Below are 13,443 nucleotides of genomic sequence, written 5' to 3' on the forward strand. Positions count from 1 at the left end.
CCACACACGATGTGGACACCAACAAAACAAGGGGGGAACAGTGTTGAACACCAGTCTTGTGGTGGTCACAGCACCGGGGAAACGCCCAGCAACATTCCGAACCTGGAAGCTAAGCCCGGCAGCGCCGATGGTACTGCAACCGATAGGTTGTGGGAGAGTAGGACACCGCCACAACACACTTTAAGTCGAAGGGCCTCATCCAAACGGATGAGGCCCTTCGCGTATCAAGCGCAGCCCTTCCTCGCGGGTCGCGCACGCTTGTCAGAGGAATCGCAGCGCTGCGGCGCCATGGGACTTGTGTCCTAAATGATAGCGATTGTCCTTGTGTCTAACTTTTCCGCGATCTATAGTAGTTGATGTTTCAATAAGACTTTGAAAGGAAACATCATGACTTCCGTTGCTATCGTTCTTGGTTCCGTACGCCCCGGCCGCGCTGGTGAGCAGGTCGTCCGTTGGATCGAGGAGCAGGCCCGTCAGGTCGACGGCGTTGCGACCGTCTTCTTCGATCTGCGCGACTATAATCTGCCGCTCTTTGCTGAGGAGATGCCCCCGTCGATGCAGGCTCCTGAGCTGCCTGAGGCCGTTCGTCTGCGCACGAACATCGAGGCGCAGGATGCTGTTCTTTTCGTGACCCCGGAGTACAACCACTCCGTCTCTGCGGTTCTGAAGAATGCAATCGACTACCTGCCCCCGGCAACGCTCAAGGACAAGGCGGTCGGCCTCGTCGGATACTCCTGGTACGGTGCTGCAACGCCTCTTGAGCACCTGCACGAGATTGTGTCGACGTTCGGTGCTGACGTTCGTGAACAGCAGGTCGGTATCAACCTTGGTTCTGACTTCCAGGACGGCGTTTTCAAGCCCTCCGATGAACTTAATGCTCAGATCCGCGAGCTCCTTGCCTCTCTGGCGTGAGAGGCCTTCCTGAGTGGTGCTCTCAATCTTTGGGTGCGACGGAGTGTTATTCGGCCGCAGTCTGGCATGAGTTGTTGAACGTTCGGACGTGATGCGGCATCGCTCAAAGTGAAAGGGTGGGGTCCGGTTTAGCTACCGGACCCCACCCTTTTGTATGGCATCTGCTGTGAGCCATTAGATCCAGGATGGCAACCACATGTGTGCCCGCCAGAAGTCGTAGTCGACGACGTCGGCGCGCCACAGTGGCATGAAGTAGAGTGCGCATCCGAGGATCGCGACGATGAGGACCCCTGCCATGACGCGTCCGGTGATCACCGTGTGACGCGGCGGGAGAACGGCCTCGGGGACTCCATCCACCGTGACGAACCCGGCGAGCAGCGAGATCATCCAGGCGACCGCGAGGGCTACGAAGGGGACGAAGGCGACCGTGTAGAAGGTGAAGATCGTGCGGTGAGCGTAGAGAAGCCATGGAGCGTACAGCGCGAGATAGCCTGCCAGAATGACTCCCGAGCGCCAGTTCCGATACCACAGGGTCGCCACGATCACGACGAGCAGCGCTCCGATGCCGATCCACCAGAGTAGAGGGTTGCCCAGGGCAACGACGTTTGTTGCGCAGTTGCCGGAGGCACAGCCGGTAATCGTCGCGTCGTTAGCCCAGTGGAAGGAGGTCGGGCGCACCTGGGTGAGCCACATGTAGGGATTGGACTGGTAGGTGTGCGGGGTTGTCAGGCCGGTGTGGAACGTCCACATTTCCTTGTGGTACAGCCATAGGTCGGCGAGTGTGCCGGCGAATCCTGGAATGCCCGAACGGCCGTGCCCGTGGGCCTGGGGGTGCATAAACCAGCCGATCCAGGAGGCGATGTAGGTCAGGATCGCGCTGGGGACCATCAGGATGAATGCCCACCAGACGTCGGCGATGAGAGCGCCCCGGATGGGGGAGGGGTGCCCGAGTCGCCAGCGGTAGGTGACCTCGCGAATTGCGACGAAAAGGCCGAGGCACGCCAGGACGTAGATTCCGGACCACTTGACCGAGGAGGCGAGGCCGCACAGGATGCCGGCGGCGAGCAGCCAGGGGCGTCTGCCGGCATTGGGGCCGACCATGAAGCCGCGTCGATCGCGTCCGTGCAGGAATTCACTCAGGTCGTGCCATCCGCCGCGCGGAGCGCCGATGCCGTCCCATTCGGTGAGCTTGCGTGCCAGCATCGGTCGGGACATCTGCTGGTCCTTGACGAAGCAGAAGAAGGCGGCAAGCGCGAACATTGCGAGGAAACCGTCGAGGATAGAGGTGCGGCTCATGACGATGGCGATGCCGTCGGTCGCCAGGAAAAGCCCGGCGAGGAGGGTGAGGGCGGGGGAGCGGAACAGGTTCTGCGTGATCCGGCAGAGGAGGAACACGGTGATGATGCCGCAGATTGCGGTCGTGATGCGCCATCCCACGGGGTCTGTTTGTCCGAATATCTTCATGCCGATCGCAATGATCCACTTGCCGGTGGGCGGGTGGACGGGGTAGCCGCCCGCGGCGGAGAGCCCGGATACGTTGCCCGCGACGAAGGAGGCGTCGTAGTTGTTGGGCCACGTGCCCTCGTAGCCGAGCGTGAGCAGGGACCATGCGTCCTTCACGTAGTAGGTCTCGTCGAAAACGAGTGTGCGGACGTTGTCCAGGCCGGGCAGGCGGATGAGTGCTGCGACAATCGTCGCGATCACGGTCGCCGCCCAGTCGGCGGCGGGGCTGTGGAGGCGGGTATGCCAGGGGCTTGACTCGTTCGTTGACGAGGCCGTGGTTGGCTCCGCGAGGACGGTGGTCGCAGGGGAGTCCTCTGTTGGTGACGGATCCGCGGGCACGGGGGCTGTCTGCCTCGCCTGCGTGTTGTCGGCTGTCTGGACGTGGGTATCGGGTGCCTCGGCGTCCTCGGATGTGTCGTGGTGTGCGTTCGTTGTGTCCATTAGTGCCGAGTGTAGCTGTCTGTGTCAACGCGTGAACAATTGTCTGCACGTCTCTTGAGGGGTGTGGGCGGATGTGCACCGCGACAGTCTTGAGAATTATTCTCGAATGGCTCTATAATTTCGGGTACCCGAAAATATTCTAGGAGCGATGATGATCCTCTCAACAGCTCGCCGTGCGGCTATGGCCGTCCTGGGCCTCGCACTCGTACCCCTCGCTGCGTGCGCCCCCGCCTCCTCGGCCCACGGCCTTAAGATTGTCGCCACGACCACGCAGATCTGCGACTACGTCACCCAGATCGCGGCGGCCTCCACCGACCTTTCCCTGGACAAAACCGACGCCTCGGGCAAGCAATCCCACGTCGGCCCTGCCCCCGACAGCGCGGCCCTCACGATGAGCCTAACCTGCCTGCTGGCCCCCAATGCCTCGGCGCACGAGCATGAGATGACCCCCGCTCAGACCGCCGCCCTGGCTGAGGCCGACGTCATGGCCGTGTCCGGTGTCGACCTCGAGCACTTCCTCGACGACGCGGTCGCCTCCTCCGGCTTCCACGGACGCATGGTCGTCACCTCCGGCGTCCTGACCGCCGCCGACGTCGACAAGCCGGGTGCCCCCGACCCGCAGGCTCCCTACACGATTGACCGTGGCAACGAGCGCGTTGAGGTCGCCCCCTGGCCTTTCCCTCCGGAAAACGCGGGCGAAGAACCCGAATTCCGCTTCGACCCCCACGTGTGGACCTCGCCGGTGCGTGCCAGCATCCAGGTTGGTAACCTCGGCGCAGGCCTCGCTGCCGCCGCGCCCGACGCCGCCTCGTCGATCAACGCGGCCACGGCCTCGTACCTGGAGGACCTGGGTGCCCTCGACGCGTGGGTGGCGGAGGCGATCGAGACCGTGCCCGAAGGCCAGCGCGTCCTGTTCACCTCCCACGACGCCTTTGGATACTTCTCGGCTGACTACGGGATCCGCTTCATCGGCGCGGCCCTCACCGACTTCAACGATCAGCAGGACGCGACGGCCGACCACATCGCCTCCGCCGTGCAGGCCGTTAAGGACTCGGGCGCGGTCGCTCTGTTCGCTGAAAACTCGAACAACTCCAAGTCCATCGAGGCGATTGCGCGCGGTGCCGGTGTGACCCCTATCGTGGGCGACGACGCGCTCTACGGCGACTCGCTGGGACCGGAGGGGTCCGCGGGAGCCACCTACGTGGGATCGATCATCCACAACGTGCGCACGCTGACCGATGCGTGGGGAGGGACCGTCCCGGTGCTTCCTGATCGTCTGGCGGGTCAGTGATGTCTCACCTCGTTTCTTTTCAGGACGCGGCGCTGGGGTATGGGAATACCCCGGCGCTGTCCGGCCTGACCCTCGACGTGGATGAGGGCCAGGCCCTGGCGCTCGTCGGCCCCAACGGCGGCGGCAAGACCACGCTCATGCGCGGCATTGTCGGCGGCTGCTCGCTCCTGTCGGGCAGCGTGCGCATCGCCGCCTCGCGAATCGGTCTGGTCCCGCAGAGCGCTGACCTGGACCTGACCTTCCCGGTCAGTGCATCCGAGGTCGTCACCATGGGACTCATTGCCGAGGCCGGGTGGGGTCGGCGCATCACCGCTGACATGCGGCGTCGGGTGGGGGAAGCCCTCGAACGGGTCAACCTCTCCGACCGTGCCTCCCACCGATTCGGCACGCTCAGCGGCGGGCAACGCCAGCGAGTCCTCGTGGCGCGCGCCCTCGTCGCCCGGCCCGAGCTGGTCATGATGGACGAACCCTTCAACGGCCTCGACGCGCCGAGCCGCGACATCATCACGGGTCTGATCGCCTCTCTGACAGGTGACGGCGTGGGCGTCGTCGTCTCCACGCACGACCTGTCGCTCGCGCGCGACGTGTGCTCACGGGCGTGCGTGCTCGCCTCGCGGCTGGTGGCCCTCGGCCCAGTCGACGAGGCCCTGGCCCCCTCCGTGCTCGCGCGCGCCTACGGGTCGGGGGCCGACGAGGCGATAGCGGCGCTGTCATGATCGCTCCCTATCTGCTGCGTCCCATCATCGTCCTGGGATTGCTGGCCCTGGCAGCGGGGCCGGCTTCGACCCTCGTGAACCTGCGCCGAGCCGAGTTTGGTGCCGAGACCATGGTGCACGGCGTTTTTCCGGGCATCGTCGTCGGCATGGCTGTCGGTGGGCGCGAGGGGATTATCCCGGGTGGCGCGCTCTGCGCGGCGCTCATCGCCGCTTCGCTGACGGCGGCCTCGCGGCGCCCGCGCTCCTCCGAAGCGACCACGGCCGTGCTGCTGACCGCCTTCTTCTCCCTGGGCATCGTCATATCCCTGCGCATCGGTGACATGTCGGGACAGCTCGAGTCCCTCATGTTCGGTCGCCTCCTCGACATCACGCCTTCCCGGATGTGGACGAGCGCCGCAGTGCTCGTCGTGGCCGCCGTGGTCTTGGCGCTCACGTGGCGCGCCCAGATCGCTGTCGCCTTCGACCGCGAGGCCGCGCGTGTGTCCGGCATCCCCGTCACCCGGATCGACATCGCCTTCAACGCCGCGCTCGGTGCCATCGTCGTCGCAGCCTCGACGGCCGTGGGCGTCCTCCTCGTCGTCGGCTACCTCATTGTGCCGGGCGCTTTCGGGCGCGTGCTGGCCGCGGGGACGCGCTCGATGGTGGTGTTGTCGGGTGCCTGCGCCCTGCTTGGCGGCTGGGCGGGCTTCGGCGTCGCGCTGGTGCGTGCGCCCCGGCCCCTGTCCCCGCAGGCCTGCGTGGCCCTGGGCGTTCTCGCCTGTTTCGCGCTCGCATGCGCGCTCCGGCAGCTGCGCGAGGTTCGCGTGGGTCGGGACGAGGCCTCGGCGGGCTCTCAGGGAACCCTGACCGCGCGTGAAACGGTTCGTGAAACAGGGAAGGACCCGGTAAATGCGCGTGAAACGGCGCGTGAAACGCGATCCTCGGATCTGCTAGTGCTGGGGGAGGCATCGTGATCCTGAGCCTCCTCATCGTCCCCGCCCTGCACGTCACGCTCATCGGGGCTCTCAGCGGCCTCGTCGGCGCGTTCGCATACCTCGACCGGCGCATCTTCTTCGCCGAATCCGTCACCCACGGCACCTTCCCCGGCGCGGTCCTCGGCGTCGTCGTCGCTGCCAGCCTCGGCCTCGGCCATTCGGGCATGTCCGCCGCGCTCTACGTCGGTGCCTTCCTCGGGACGATCCCGCTGGTCGCACTCATGCGTTACCTCGCGTCGATCCCCGGGATCTCCAGCCAGGGGGCCGCCGGCATCGTCCTGACGGCGGGATTCGCCGCCGGGTACTTCCTGGCGACCTGGTTCAAGCCCCTGCCCCTCGCCGTCAGTTCCTTCCTGACCGGATCCGTCATGACCGTCTCGCCTGCGGACGTCTGGTGGGCTGGAGCCGTCCTGCTCCTCGCCGCGGTTCTCGTCGCCGTCGGACACCGCCAGCTCCTGGCCCACTGCTTCGACCCCGTCGAACCCGGCGCGGCGCGCGGGGCTGCCCGCAACGAACGCATTATTCTCGGGCTCATCCTCGCTGCCGTCACCGTCGCGATCCCCGCCGTCGGCACTATTTTGTCGATTGCGCTCATAGCCGCCCCCGCTGCGGCGCTCGCGCCCAGTGCTCGCAGCGCCCGTTCCTTCCTCATCGGGTGCCCCCTCCTCGGGGCGGCCCTCGGCCTAGCCGGCCTGGGAATCGCCGTGCCCGCTCGCCTCAGTGCCGGCGGCACCATCGCGCTCCTGTGCGCGGCATGCGTCCTCGCCTCCCGCGTGCCCGCGTGGATGAGCGCGCGAGGTACCGCTCGCCCGCGCGCCGCGGTGGCCTCCCACTGAGGGAATCCGGCCTCGGGCCTTCTCGGCATAAACGCCCGGCGTCGCGATGCGCGCGAAGGCCACCAGGCCTCGTTCCCGAGCGTGGAGGGTGGGCGGCAGTCATCCGTTGTCCCTTCAAAAACCCCGACAAACGCGGCGTCTAGGCGCTCGGTGGATGTCGACGCTTCCCTTCCCTCACCGAGCAGATCACAAGTAAACCTGCGCAGAGATCGTGACTCGAAATACCTGCTGACCAGGGATGTTGAAAAAAGCGTTCCTGAGCAATTAGACTGAGAAAAAATTACGTTTGAGCGAGGTCAACGAGACGCGGAAGCGCGGGGGAGGCACGATGACAAAAACCAGCGCGCAGATCGTCGTTATTGACGACCACCGCGTCGTCGGCCTCGGCGTGAAGGCCGCATTCGAAGATCGTGGTGCCGACGCATCCATTAGCTGGGCACCAACCGTCCGCGAAGCGTGGTGGAAGCGCGGGCAGGTCGCCATCCTCGACCTGCGCCTCGCCGACGGCTCTGCCCCCGACAAGAACATCGCGTACATCAACGGATACGGGATCCCCGTCGTCGTCTACACCTCCGGTGACGACCCCTACCTGGTGCGACGCGCGATCGCCGGCGGGGCCCTATCCATCATCCGCAAGACCGCGCCCCCCGACGACCTCGTCGAGGCCGTCCTCGCCGCCGCCGAAGGCATCACCTTTCCGACCCCGGATTGGGCCGCCGCACTCGACGCCGACGAAGACTTCGTCGCCGAACACCTCTCAGACCTCGAGGCGCACATCCTCGCCCACTACGCCTCCGGTGCGAGTTCCGCCTCCGTGGCGCGTGCCCTCAGCGTCTCTAAAAACACCGTCAACACCTACATCGCCCGAATCCGCGATAAATACAGGGAATCGGGACGCCCCGCCGAATCCCGTGTCGACCTCTTCCGACGCGCGGCTGAAGACGGCCTCGTCAGCTACTACGACTAATGCACCCGCGCGACCTCGGCCCCTACGCGCTGCACATGCAGCGCCTCATCGTCCTCGCCGCCGTCTGCGCCGCCGTCTGCACCACGATCCTCAGCGGACCCCAGCTGATCCCCGCCTCGGCCTCACCGTCCGACCTGGCGCAATGGGTGTTCTACTCACCGAACCTAATTCTTCCGCTCTGCGCCGGAGCGTGCGCGCTCGCCGCGATCATCAAAGCGGTAACCGCACGCAGACACACGCACATGTGGACCGATACCGGCTGGTTCATCCTCACGCGCCTCTACCTCGCGTGCTACCTGGCGCTCATCCTCGCGTGCGCGATCCTGCCAGCCATGCACCTCGGCTCCCCGGTGCCTCCGTATTATGTCCACGCCATCGCCTCCGACACGAACCCGATCCTGGCGCTCTACCCACTCGCTGCGATCAGCAGCATCGCAGTCCTGCGCGGACGCTCCACCGCCGCTTACCTCAGCGTCATCGCTCCACTGCAGATCATCGCCATGATGAGTGCCAACCCCGACAACAAACTACTCGAAACATCGGTTGGCCCCCTCTACTTCCTGCTCGTCGCCATGGCCAACGCGGGAATGCTCGAATGGACGCTCATGATCGTGCGCGGCCTCGACCAGACCCGCAGCAACGCACGCGACGCCGAGCGTGCGCTCGCGGGAGAACGCGCCCAGGGGCGCGCACGGTCGCGTAGCAACGGTCTCATCCACGACTATGTGCTCTCAGCTCTGATTCTCGCGTGTCAACGAGGCATCGACAATATTGAGGTACGCGCGGCAGCCCACTCCGCGCTGTGCGCCCTCGTCCCCGACCCACCCTCCAACGGGTTCATGGACGCCGCGCAGATGCGAGGGGCCTTCGAAGCCCTCGTACGCCCTCAGCAGTCGCGCTGGAGGGTCACATGTCACCTTCCCACTCAAGGCTGGCAGATCCCCGCCCAGGTGGGCACCGCTCTCGTCTCCGCGACCCACGAGGCGCTCAACAACGTTCGTCTCCACGCAGGATCTGACACCTCGGACCCGACCCAGCCTGCGTGCTGCCGCGTCGTCGTCTCAGCCGGGGCGGACTCCATACGCGTGACGATCACCGACACGGGACAGGGCTTCGACCTCGAACACCCCACCGAGGGGCGTCACGGCGTCCGGGACTCCATCGTCAATCGGATGGAGTCGGTCAGGGGACACGCAACCCTGGTCTCGCAACCCGGCGGAGGGACGTGCGTGACCCTGGAATGGCACGACCCCCAGAGTCGACGCTTCAGGCCGCGGCAGGCGATTCGCTCCGCCTTCGCCTGGCGGCCACACGCAGGCACGAACGACAAAGACCCGTCGCGCACCGCGTGGGATTCGCAGGTCCGCGCGGCCGCAGAGTCGCGCGGCGCGCGGCTACTTGCTCTCGTCGGCGTTGTTGTTCATAGCTATATGGTGGCGATCGAATTCAGCCACGGGGCCTACTCTCACAGGGGTCCCGTCATCCTCTCCCTCGTGATCATGGCCGTCGCAGGAACCCTATTGGTGGCACCGTGGCCCGACCGCGTGCCCCCGAAACTCGTGACGTGGGGGAGTGCTGCTGTGATCGGTGTGTCCAACCTGCTGGTGCTCACCCCGATTCGGGGAGCGTCCGCATGGCCGGGCTGGTCCGGGTGGAGCGCGGGCGCATCGATGTTCCTCGCTGCGCTGCTCCTCCTGCGTCAGCGCACGGCTGAGGCCGTCGTTGGTTGCGTCGGCTTTGTGGTCGCAGTCGCCGCCTGGGTTGCACTCTCAGGTAGGCCGCCCGGCCTCATCTTTACCTTCACGATCGGCCACATCATCACGTTCATGTTCTGGTTTGCTCTCGTGTCGTGGTCGGGCACCGTGACCTCCGCAATCGAACGAGCCCTCAAAGCCGAGGAGCAGGCGCGCCTGGAGAGGGAACTGCAGGTGAGCATTAATTCGGCCATGGCGGTCAAGCTCGCCGACGTGTCCGTTCGCGCGCGCGGGACCCTCGAGGCACTCCGGGATGAAGAAGTGACACCTGAGATCGTCATGGAGGCGCGTCTGCTCGAGGCGGAGCTGCGCGACGAGATCCGCGCTCCCTTCTTCACCGGGACCGCTGTCGTGGAGGCAGCGCGGCGCGCGCGAGGGCGCGGCATCGAGGTCCTCCTGCTTGATGACCGCGGCAACGGGGACCTCGGGGAGGATAAGGAGAACGAGGCCCGGCTGCGTGACCTCATCGTGGCGCGGGCAACCGCCGCACTTGACGAGGCCGTAGCCGGGCGCGTCGTCGTGCGTGCCTGTCCCGCGGGCAGACGGTGGGCCGCGACGATCCTCACCGACGCGGGGCTGGCCGTCGTGGAGTCGAATACGGCTCGCGCGAGTCGGTGACCTATAGAATGTGGGGGCCACCCAGTTCAGTGACCCCCACGTGCGTCGTGCCTCGTGCGTTGATTACTTGTTGATATGGCGCTCGAGCCAGGCCTTGAGATCCGGGTAAATCGACGGATTCTTGGAGAGTGCCGACCACAGGTCCGGCCTCGTGCGGGCGATCGTCGCCTGGACATCCCACGGCGTCGCCGGGTCGAGTGCATCAGAGACGGAGAACTCGGACGCGCGGGCGGGTGCCGCGCGCGTCATGTCGAGGTCATCATCGTCGTAGGCGGTGACCGGGGCCTGCTGAGGCTGAGCGATGTCCGGTGCCTGTTGGGGTGCCGAGACCTGCTGGAGTTCGGGGGCTTGCTGGGGTGCCGGGGCTTGCTGCGGGGCAGGTGCGGGCGAAACGAGCGGGCCAACCGAGAACGGCTGATTTACCGGGGCAGCCTCAGTAGAGGTCGCGAGCGAGCCAATCGAGATCGGGCGGTTGAGTTCTTCTGCTGCGCTCTGGCGCGGTGCCGGGGGTTCCGGGGCCGGTGGCATCGACGGCGCAACCGCTGTCGGCGCGGGATCCACTGCGGAGGGCGAGACGGCGGCGGGCGTGTGCACCTGCTGCGCCACGGCCTCGTACCTGTCAGGCTGAGCACCGTTGATAGCCGGGGGCTGCGAGAACGCCGGTGCCGCAGGCGTCGTCAGAATGCTCGGCGCCACTTGAGCGGCGGTGGTGGCCTGCGCAACCCACGCCTGGTAGGCCTGCGCCTCCGCAGCGTTGGCGGCGGGCGGACGCTTCCACGGCTCGGGGTCCTCGGCGGCGAGGGGATCGGGCAGAGCCGCAGGGCCGAAGAAATCCAAGGCCAGGACCGCTACCGCACCACCAACGATGAACAGCGACGGAAGGAGCCTGTGATCCTCGTCGGACAGCAGGAAAAGCCATGGCAGGCCGATGGCGAGAAACGCCAGTGCGATGAAGTGTGGGGTAGTGTGTTTCATTTCCACTTCACCTTTCCTTGTTCACTGATGATCTCGCAGTACGGGTCACATGCCCTCATCGCCCTGATGACGCGCCGTTCCAGATTGGCTAGGCTCCTGGCCTCGGGCACCAGACCGTTGAACTGCAATGCTTGGACGACGCTCCACAGGAGCTGCGTGCCTTCTTTGTCGGTGAGCAGCGTTGCAGACCACTGCGTGAAGGTCAGGCGGCCCTTCGATTGGAAAATGAGACCGGTGGGATCGTCCGAGCGCCATTTGAAGATGCTGGCGGGCCACCACAGCGGGGCCTTTTCGCTGGCCGGGACATCGATTGCCTCCCACGCAGCCTCTAGGAGCGCGTGAGCAGACACTGATTTCGGTGTAATGAGGTGTGTTCTGCCCACCGCCCCCTCGCCCTCGCGGTGCGTCTTCCGGAAAATCAGCTGGGTGATCTTCGCGGAGATTTCCTGACGCAGCCGGATCCACCCATACACGAGGAAACCGAGCGCGACGATGATGAGGATAGGTAACAACACTTCCATGTTGTGTTCTCCTACTGTGCGATGAGTGCCTGAATAAGCGCGGGCAGCCGCGTTGATTCTGAGGTGGGGAAAAGTCTCTTCTCGACGACCAGTTCTTCTCCCTCGCGGCGCACAGCTGAGACAGTGTCTGTGATTTGGAATCCGCGGGAGATCTCTCCCCGGGAATCGAGAACAACGAAACCGGAGGCGTCGGTTCCAAGCGACTCGTCGATGAAACTCATGCACGTCGATTCAATGACCTCGGCCAACACATCCGACGTGATGTGGTCGATGCGGTGGATGCCCATCGGCATGCGTAGGTCGCTGAGCCACGTCTCGTTGTCGTTCGTCAGAATGAACAGCTGGATGTCGGGAATCGCCAGCTCGCCGTCGGTGGTGATGTACATGGTCGCGATCGTGCGTGTTGCACTGCCGTAGCCCGCGATGACTTCGAGATCAGGGTGGGGGCCTTCCTCCGTCGCCAGCCCACGCACGAGGAGTGAACGGATCCCACGGTTATCCGCTTCATCGCGTGAGTCCGTGGGAACGGTCATAAGCGGCCAATTCCACCCGTCCTTGATCCGACCGATGGTAACCAGTTCATCGTCAGTAAGGAGGATCGTCATATCAGAACAGCTTTCTAATTGTAGTGAAAACGGAATTGCCCAGGTTTATTGCGCCGCCCCGGACCACTTGAGAGGCGCGCCCGATGAAGTCCTTTGCGGGCTTTTCGCCAGTGCATTCAGCCATAGCATCAAATACGCTGACGCCTTTGGGCCAGGGGCCACTGCTCACTGCTTTTGAAGCTTCTTCTCCGATAGTTTTAGCGGCCTTCAAAGCGGTTCCAGCTAGGTGTGGGGCACTGCCGAATGGCGCGTTTTGCAAAAGACCACCAGCCAGATCCACTCCGGACGAGAATTTGTCATAATCGTTTCCGTTCGACATGGCATTCCAGAAATTCTTGGTGTCATTGACAGAGCCGATAATGCCTGCACCCTTGAAGAAAGCGTTGAGTCCTTTTGCGCCTCCAATGGAGGAGAGAAGAGCAGCGTCTTTGGGTTTAAGGGCTGTATTGAACAAATCCCACATGAGTCCGTGAGGCTTTGTTTCCTCCAAGAGGTTATTCAAATCCTGGAGATAATCACGTGAGCCGGAATTTGTGCCCCCGCCTGAGTGTGAACCACCACCACCGCCGGAGGTGCCCCCTCCCGAGGATCCTCCACCCGGTGATGATGCTTGCTCCTGCTCGTTGGCGTTGCGGGTCAGAGAGTCCGCACTCTTGCGCAGTGCTTCAGCAACCTGACGGACTTTCGGTGCGAGGTCCGATTGCCACTGGTTTCGGAAGCTGTCGGCGTCGGTACCTTTCCAGGGGCTTTCGGTGATCTGTCGGGAGAGCCCCTGGGTGATGGTGGACTCCAGGTACTCCGCCTTCTGGCGGAAGGTTTGCGCTGTCTTGCGTAGCTGTTCAACATCTGCGCCGACGGCTGCCATGATGACTCCTTCTGCTTAGTCGATCATTCTTGTGTGTCCGGTGAACGGGCGTCACGCTGAGATGATGGGGCTCCGACACCGGTGGAGACGGAGCCCCATCCGGAGAATCACCTGTTCGAGATATCCTGCTGCTCGCGTGCGTTTTGCGAGGCCTTCTGGCTTGCGTCCTTGAGAGACTGCGAAACCTGGCGCAGCTTCTGGGTCAGGGAAGAATTCCAATCGTTACGGAACTGGTCAGCGTCCTGTCCCTTCCACTCCGTCGACTGCATCGTGCTGTTCAGCGTGGTGATGATGTTGTCGATGTCCGACGCCTTCTGCTGCAGCTGACGAGACAGGTTCTGTACCTGCTCCACATCCATACCGACGAATGCCATCAGAGTCTCCTTTGTGTTGTGCCCCGCCGTGGTCGGCGGAGTCTTTGTGGGTTTCCCCTCGTTATTGATTTTGGCAATACTGATAGTTACT

Annotated in this window: 13 protein-coding genes and 1 rRNA gene; 8 read left to right on the forward strand and 6 right to left on the reverse strand. The window is 64.4% G+C overall.

The window, feature by feature from the left end:
• The first annotated feature begins 57 nt into the window (after positions 1-57).
• A 5S ribosomal RNA gene (gene rrf, locus O3932_RS07125) occupies positions 58-174 on the forward strand.
• 213 nt (positions 175-387) lie between these two features.
• A complete protein-coding gene (locus tag O3932_RS07130; RefSeq protein WP_299240109.1) occupies positions 388-912 on the forward strand; it encodes an NADPH-dependent FMN reductase in 525 nt (174 codons plus the stop codon).
• 174 nt (positions 913-1,086) lie between these two features.
• Here O3932_RS07130 and O3932_RS07135 read toward each other — a convergent pair whose 3' ends face one another.
• A complete protein-coding gene (locus O3932_RS07135) occupies positions 1,087-2,856 on the reverse strand; it encodes a dolichyl-phosphate-mannose--protein mannosyltransferase (protein WP_371537294.1) in 1,770 nt (589 codons plus the stop codon).
• Positions 2,857-3,007: 151 nt separating this feature from the next.
• Between O3932_RS07135 and O3932_RS07140 the strand changes: the two genes are divergently transcribed.
• From O3932_RS07140 to O3932_RS07165, 6 genes are all read left to right on the forward strand, one after another.
• Positions 3,008-4,147 carry a metal ABC transporter substrate-binding protein gene (locus O3932_RS07140; RefSeq protein ID WP_371537297.1) on the forward strand — a complete coding sequence of 380 codons (1,140 nt, stop codon included), beginning with the start codon at positions 3,008-3,010 and terminating at the stop codon, positions 4,145-4,147.
• Positions 4,147-4,863 carry a metal ABC transporter ATP-binding protein gene (locus O3932_RS07145; protein ID WP_371537299.1) on the forward strand — a complete coding sequence of 239 codons (717 nt, stop codon included), beginning with the start codon at positions 4,147-4,149 and terminating at the stop codon, positions 4,861-4,863. The genes O3932_RS07140 and O3932_RS07145 overlap by 1 nt, the downstream gene beginning before the upstream one ends.
• The gene (locus O3932_RS07150) at positions 4,860-5,816 is read left to right on the forward strand and encodes a metal ABC transporter permease (protein WP_371537301.1); all 957 of its coding nucleotides are present in this window, start codon (positions 4,860-4,862) and stop codon (positions 5,814-5,816) included. The genes O3932_RS07145 and O3932_RS07150 overlap by 4 nt, the downstream gene beginning before the upstream one ends.
• On the forward strand, positions 5,813-6,673 hold the full coding sequence (locus tag O3932_RS07155) for a metal ABC transporter permease (RefSeq protein ID WP_371537303.1): 861 nt from the start codon (positions 5,813-5,815) through the stop codon (positions 6,671-6,673). Before O3932_RS07150 ends, O3932_RS07155 begins: the two co-directional genes overlap by 4 nt.
• 328 nt (positions 6,674-7,001) lie before the next feature.
• Positions 7,002-7,640, forward strand: coding sequence for a DNA-binding response regulator (locus O3932_RS07160; protein WP_371537306.1), 639 nt, complete (start codon positions 7,002-7,004; stop codon positions 7,638-7,640).
• Positions 7,640-10,012: a sensor histidine kinase gene (locus tag O3932_RS07165; protein WP_371537309.1), complete on the forward strand. Its 2,373-nt coding sequence runs from the start codon at positions 7,640-7,642 to the stop codon at positions 10,010-10,012. Before O3932_RS07160 ends, O3932_RS07165 begins: the two co-directional genes overlap by 1 nt.
• Before the next feature lie 63 nt (positions 10,013-10,075).
• Here the strand turns inward: O3932_RS07165 and O3932_RS07170 are convergent, their stop codons facing one another.
• The 5 genes from O3932_RS07170 to O3932_RS07190 all read right to left on the reverse strand — a co-directional run bounded on the left by O3932_RS07170 (position 10,076) and on the right by O3932_RS07190 (position 13,352).
• Positions 10,076-10,987: a hypothetical protein gene (locus O3932_RS07170; RefSeq protein ID WP_371537312.1), complete on the reverse strand. Its 912-nt coding sequence runs from the start codon at positions 10,985-10,987 to the stop codon at positions 10,076-10,078.
• A complete protein-coding gene (locus tag O3932_RS07175) occupies positions 10,984-11,508 on the reverse strand; it encodes a hypothetical protein (protein WP_371537316.1) in 525 nt (174 codons plus the stop codon). Before O3932_RS07175 ends, O3932_RS07170 begins: the two co-directional genes overlap by 4 nt.
• Before the next feature lie 11 nt (positions 11,509-11,519).
• Positions 11,520-12,113 (reverse strand): hypothetical protein, encoded by a 594-nt coding sequence (locus O3932_RS07180; protein ID WP_371537319.1) that lies wholly within the window; start codon positions 12,111-12,113, stop codon positions 11,520-11,522.
• A 1-nt stretch (position 12,114) separates the two neighbouring features.
• Positions 12,115-12,978 (reverse strand): WXG100 family type VII secretion target, encoded by an 864-nt coding sequence (locus O3932_RS07185; RefSeq protein ID WP_371537322.1) that lies wholly within the window; start codon positions 12,976-12,978, stop codon positions 12,115-12,117.
• Positions 12,979-13,085: 107 nt separating this feature from the next.
• Positions 13,086-13,352: a WXG100 family type VII secretion target gene (locus O3932_RS07190; RefSeq protein ID WP_347715871.1), complete on the reverse strand. Its 267-nt coding sequence runs from the start codon at positions 13,350-13,352 to the stop codon at positions 13,086-13,088.
• Between the last annotated feature and the right edge of the window lie 91 nt (positions 13,353-13,443).

It is taken from the genome of Pauljensenia sp. 20925_1_25 (assembly GCF_041433955.1).
GTDB lineage: Bacteria > Actinomycetota > Actinomycetes > Actinomycetales > Actinomycetaceae > Pauljensenia.

Coding starts and splice junctions, on each gene's coding strand:
- O3932_RS07130 (WP_299240109.1), top strand. CDS start 388: ATGACTTCCGTTGCTATCGTTCTTGGTTCCGTACGCCCCGGCCGCGCT.
- O3932_RS07135 (WP_371537294.1), bottom strand. CDS start 2,856: ATGGACACAACGAACGCACACCACGACACATCCGAGGACGCCGAGGCA.
- O3932_RS07140 (WP_371537297.1), top strand. CDS start 3,008: ATGATCCTCTCAACAGCTCGCCGTGCGGCTATGGCCGTCCTGGGCCTC.
- O3932_RS07145 (WP_371537299.1), top strand. CDS start 4,147: ATGTCTCACCTCGTTTCTTTTCAGGACGCGGCGCTGGGGTATGGGAAT.
- O3932_RS07150 (WP_371537301.1), top strand. CDS start 4,860: ATGATCGCTCCCTATCTGCTGCGTCCCATCATCGTCCTGGGATTGCTG.
- O3932_RS07160 (WP_371537306.1), top strand. CDS start 7,002: ATGACAAAAACCAGCGCGCAGATCGTCGTTATTGACGACCACCGCGTC.
- O3932_RS07165 (WP_371537309.1), top strand. CDS start 7,640: ATGCACCCGCGCGACCTCGGCCCCTACGCGCTGCACATGCAGCGCCTC.
- O3932_RS07170 (WP_371537312.1), bottom strand. CDS start 10,987: ATGAAACACACTACCCCACACTTCATCGCACTGGCGTTTCTCGCCATC.
- O3932_RS07175 (WP_371537316.1), bottom strand. CDS start 11,508: ATGGAAGTGTTGTTACCTATCCTCATCATCGTCGCGCTCGGTTTCCTC.
- O3932_RS07180 (WP_371537319.1), bottom strand. CDS start 12,113: ATGACGATCCTCCTTACTGACGATGAACTGGTTACCATCGGTCGGATC.
- O3932_RS07185 (WP_371537322.1), bottom strand. CDS start 12,978: ATGGCAGCCGTCGGCGCAGATGTTGAACAGCTACGCAAGACAGCGCAA.
- O3932_RS07190 (WP_347715871.1), bottom strand. CDS start 13,352: ATGGCATTCGTCGGTATGGATGTGGAGCAGGTACAGAACCTGTCTCGT.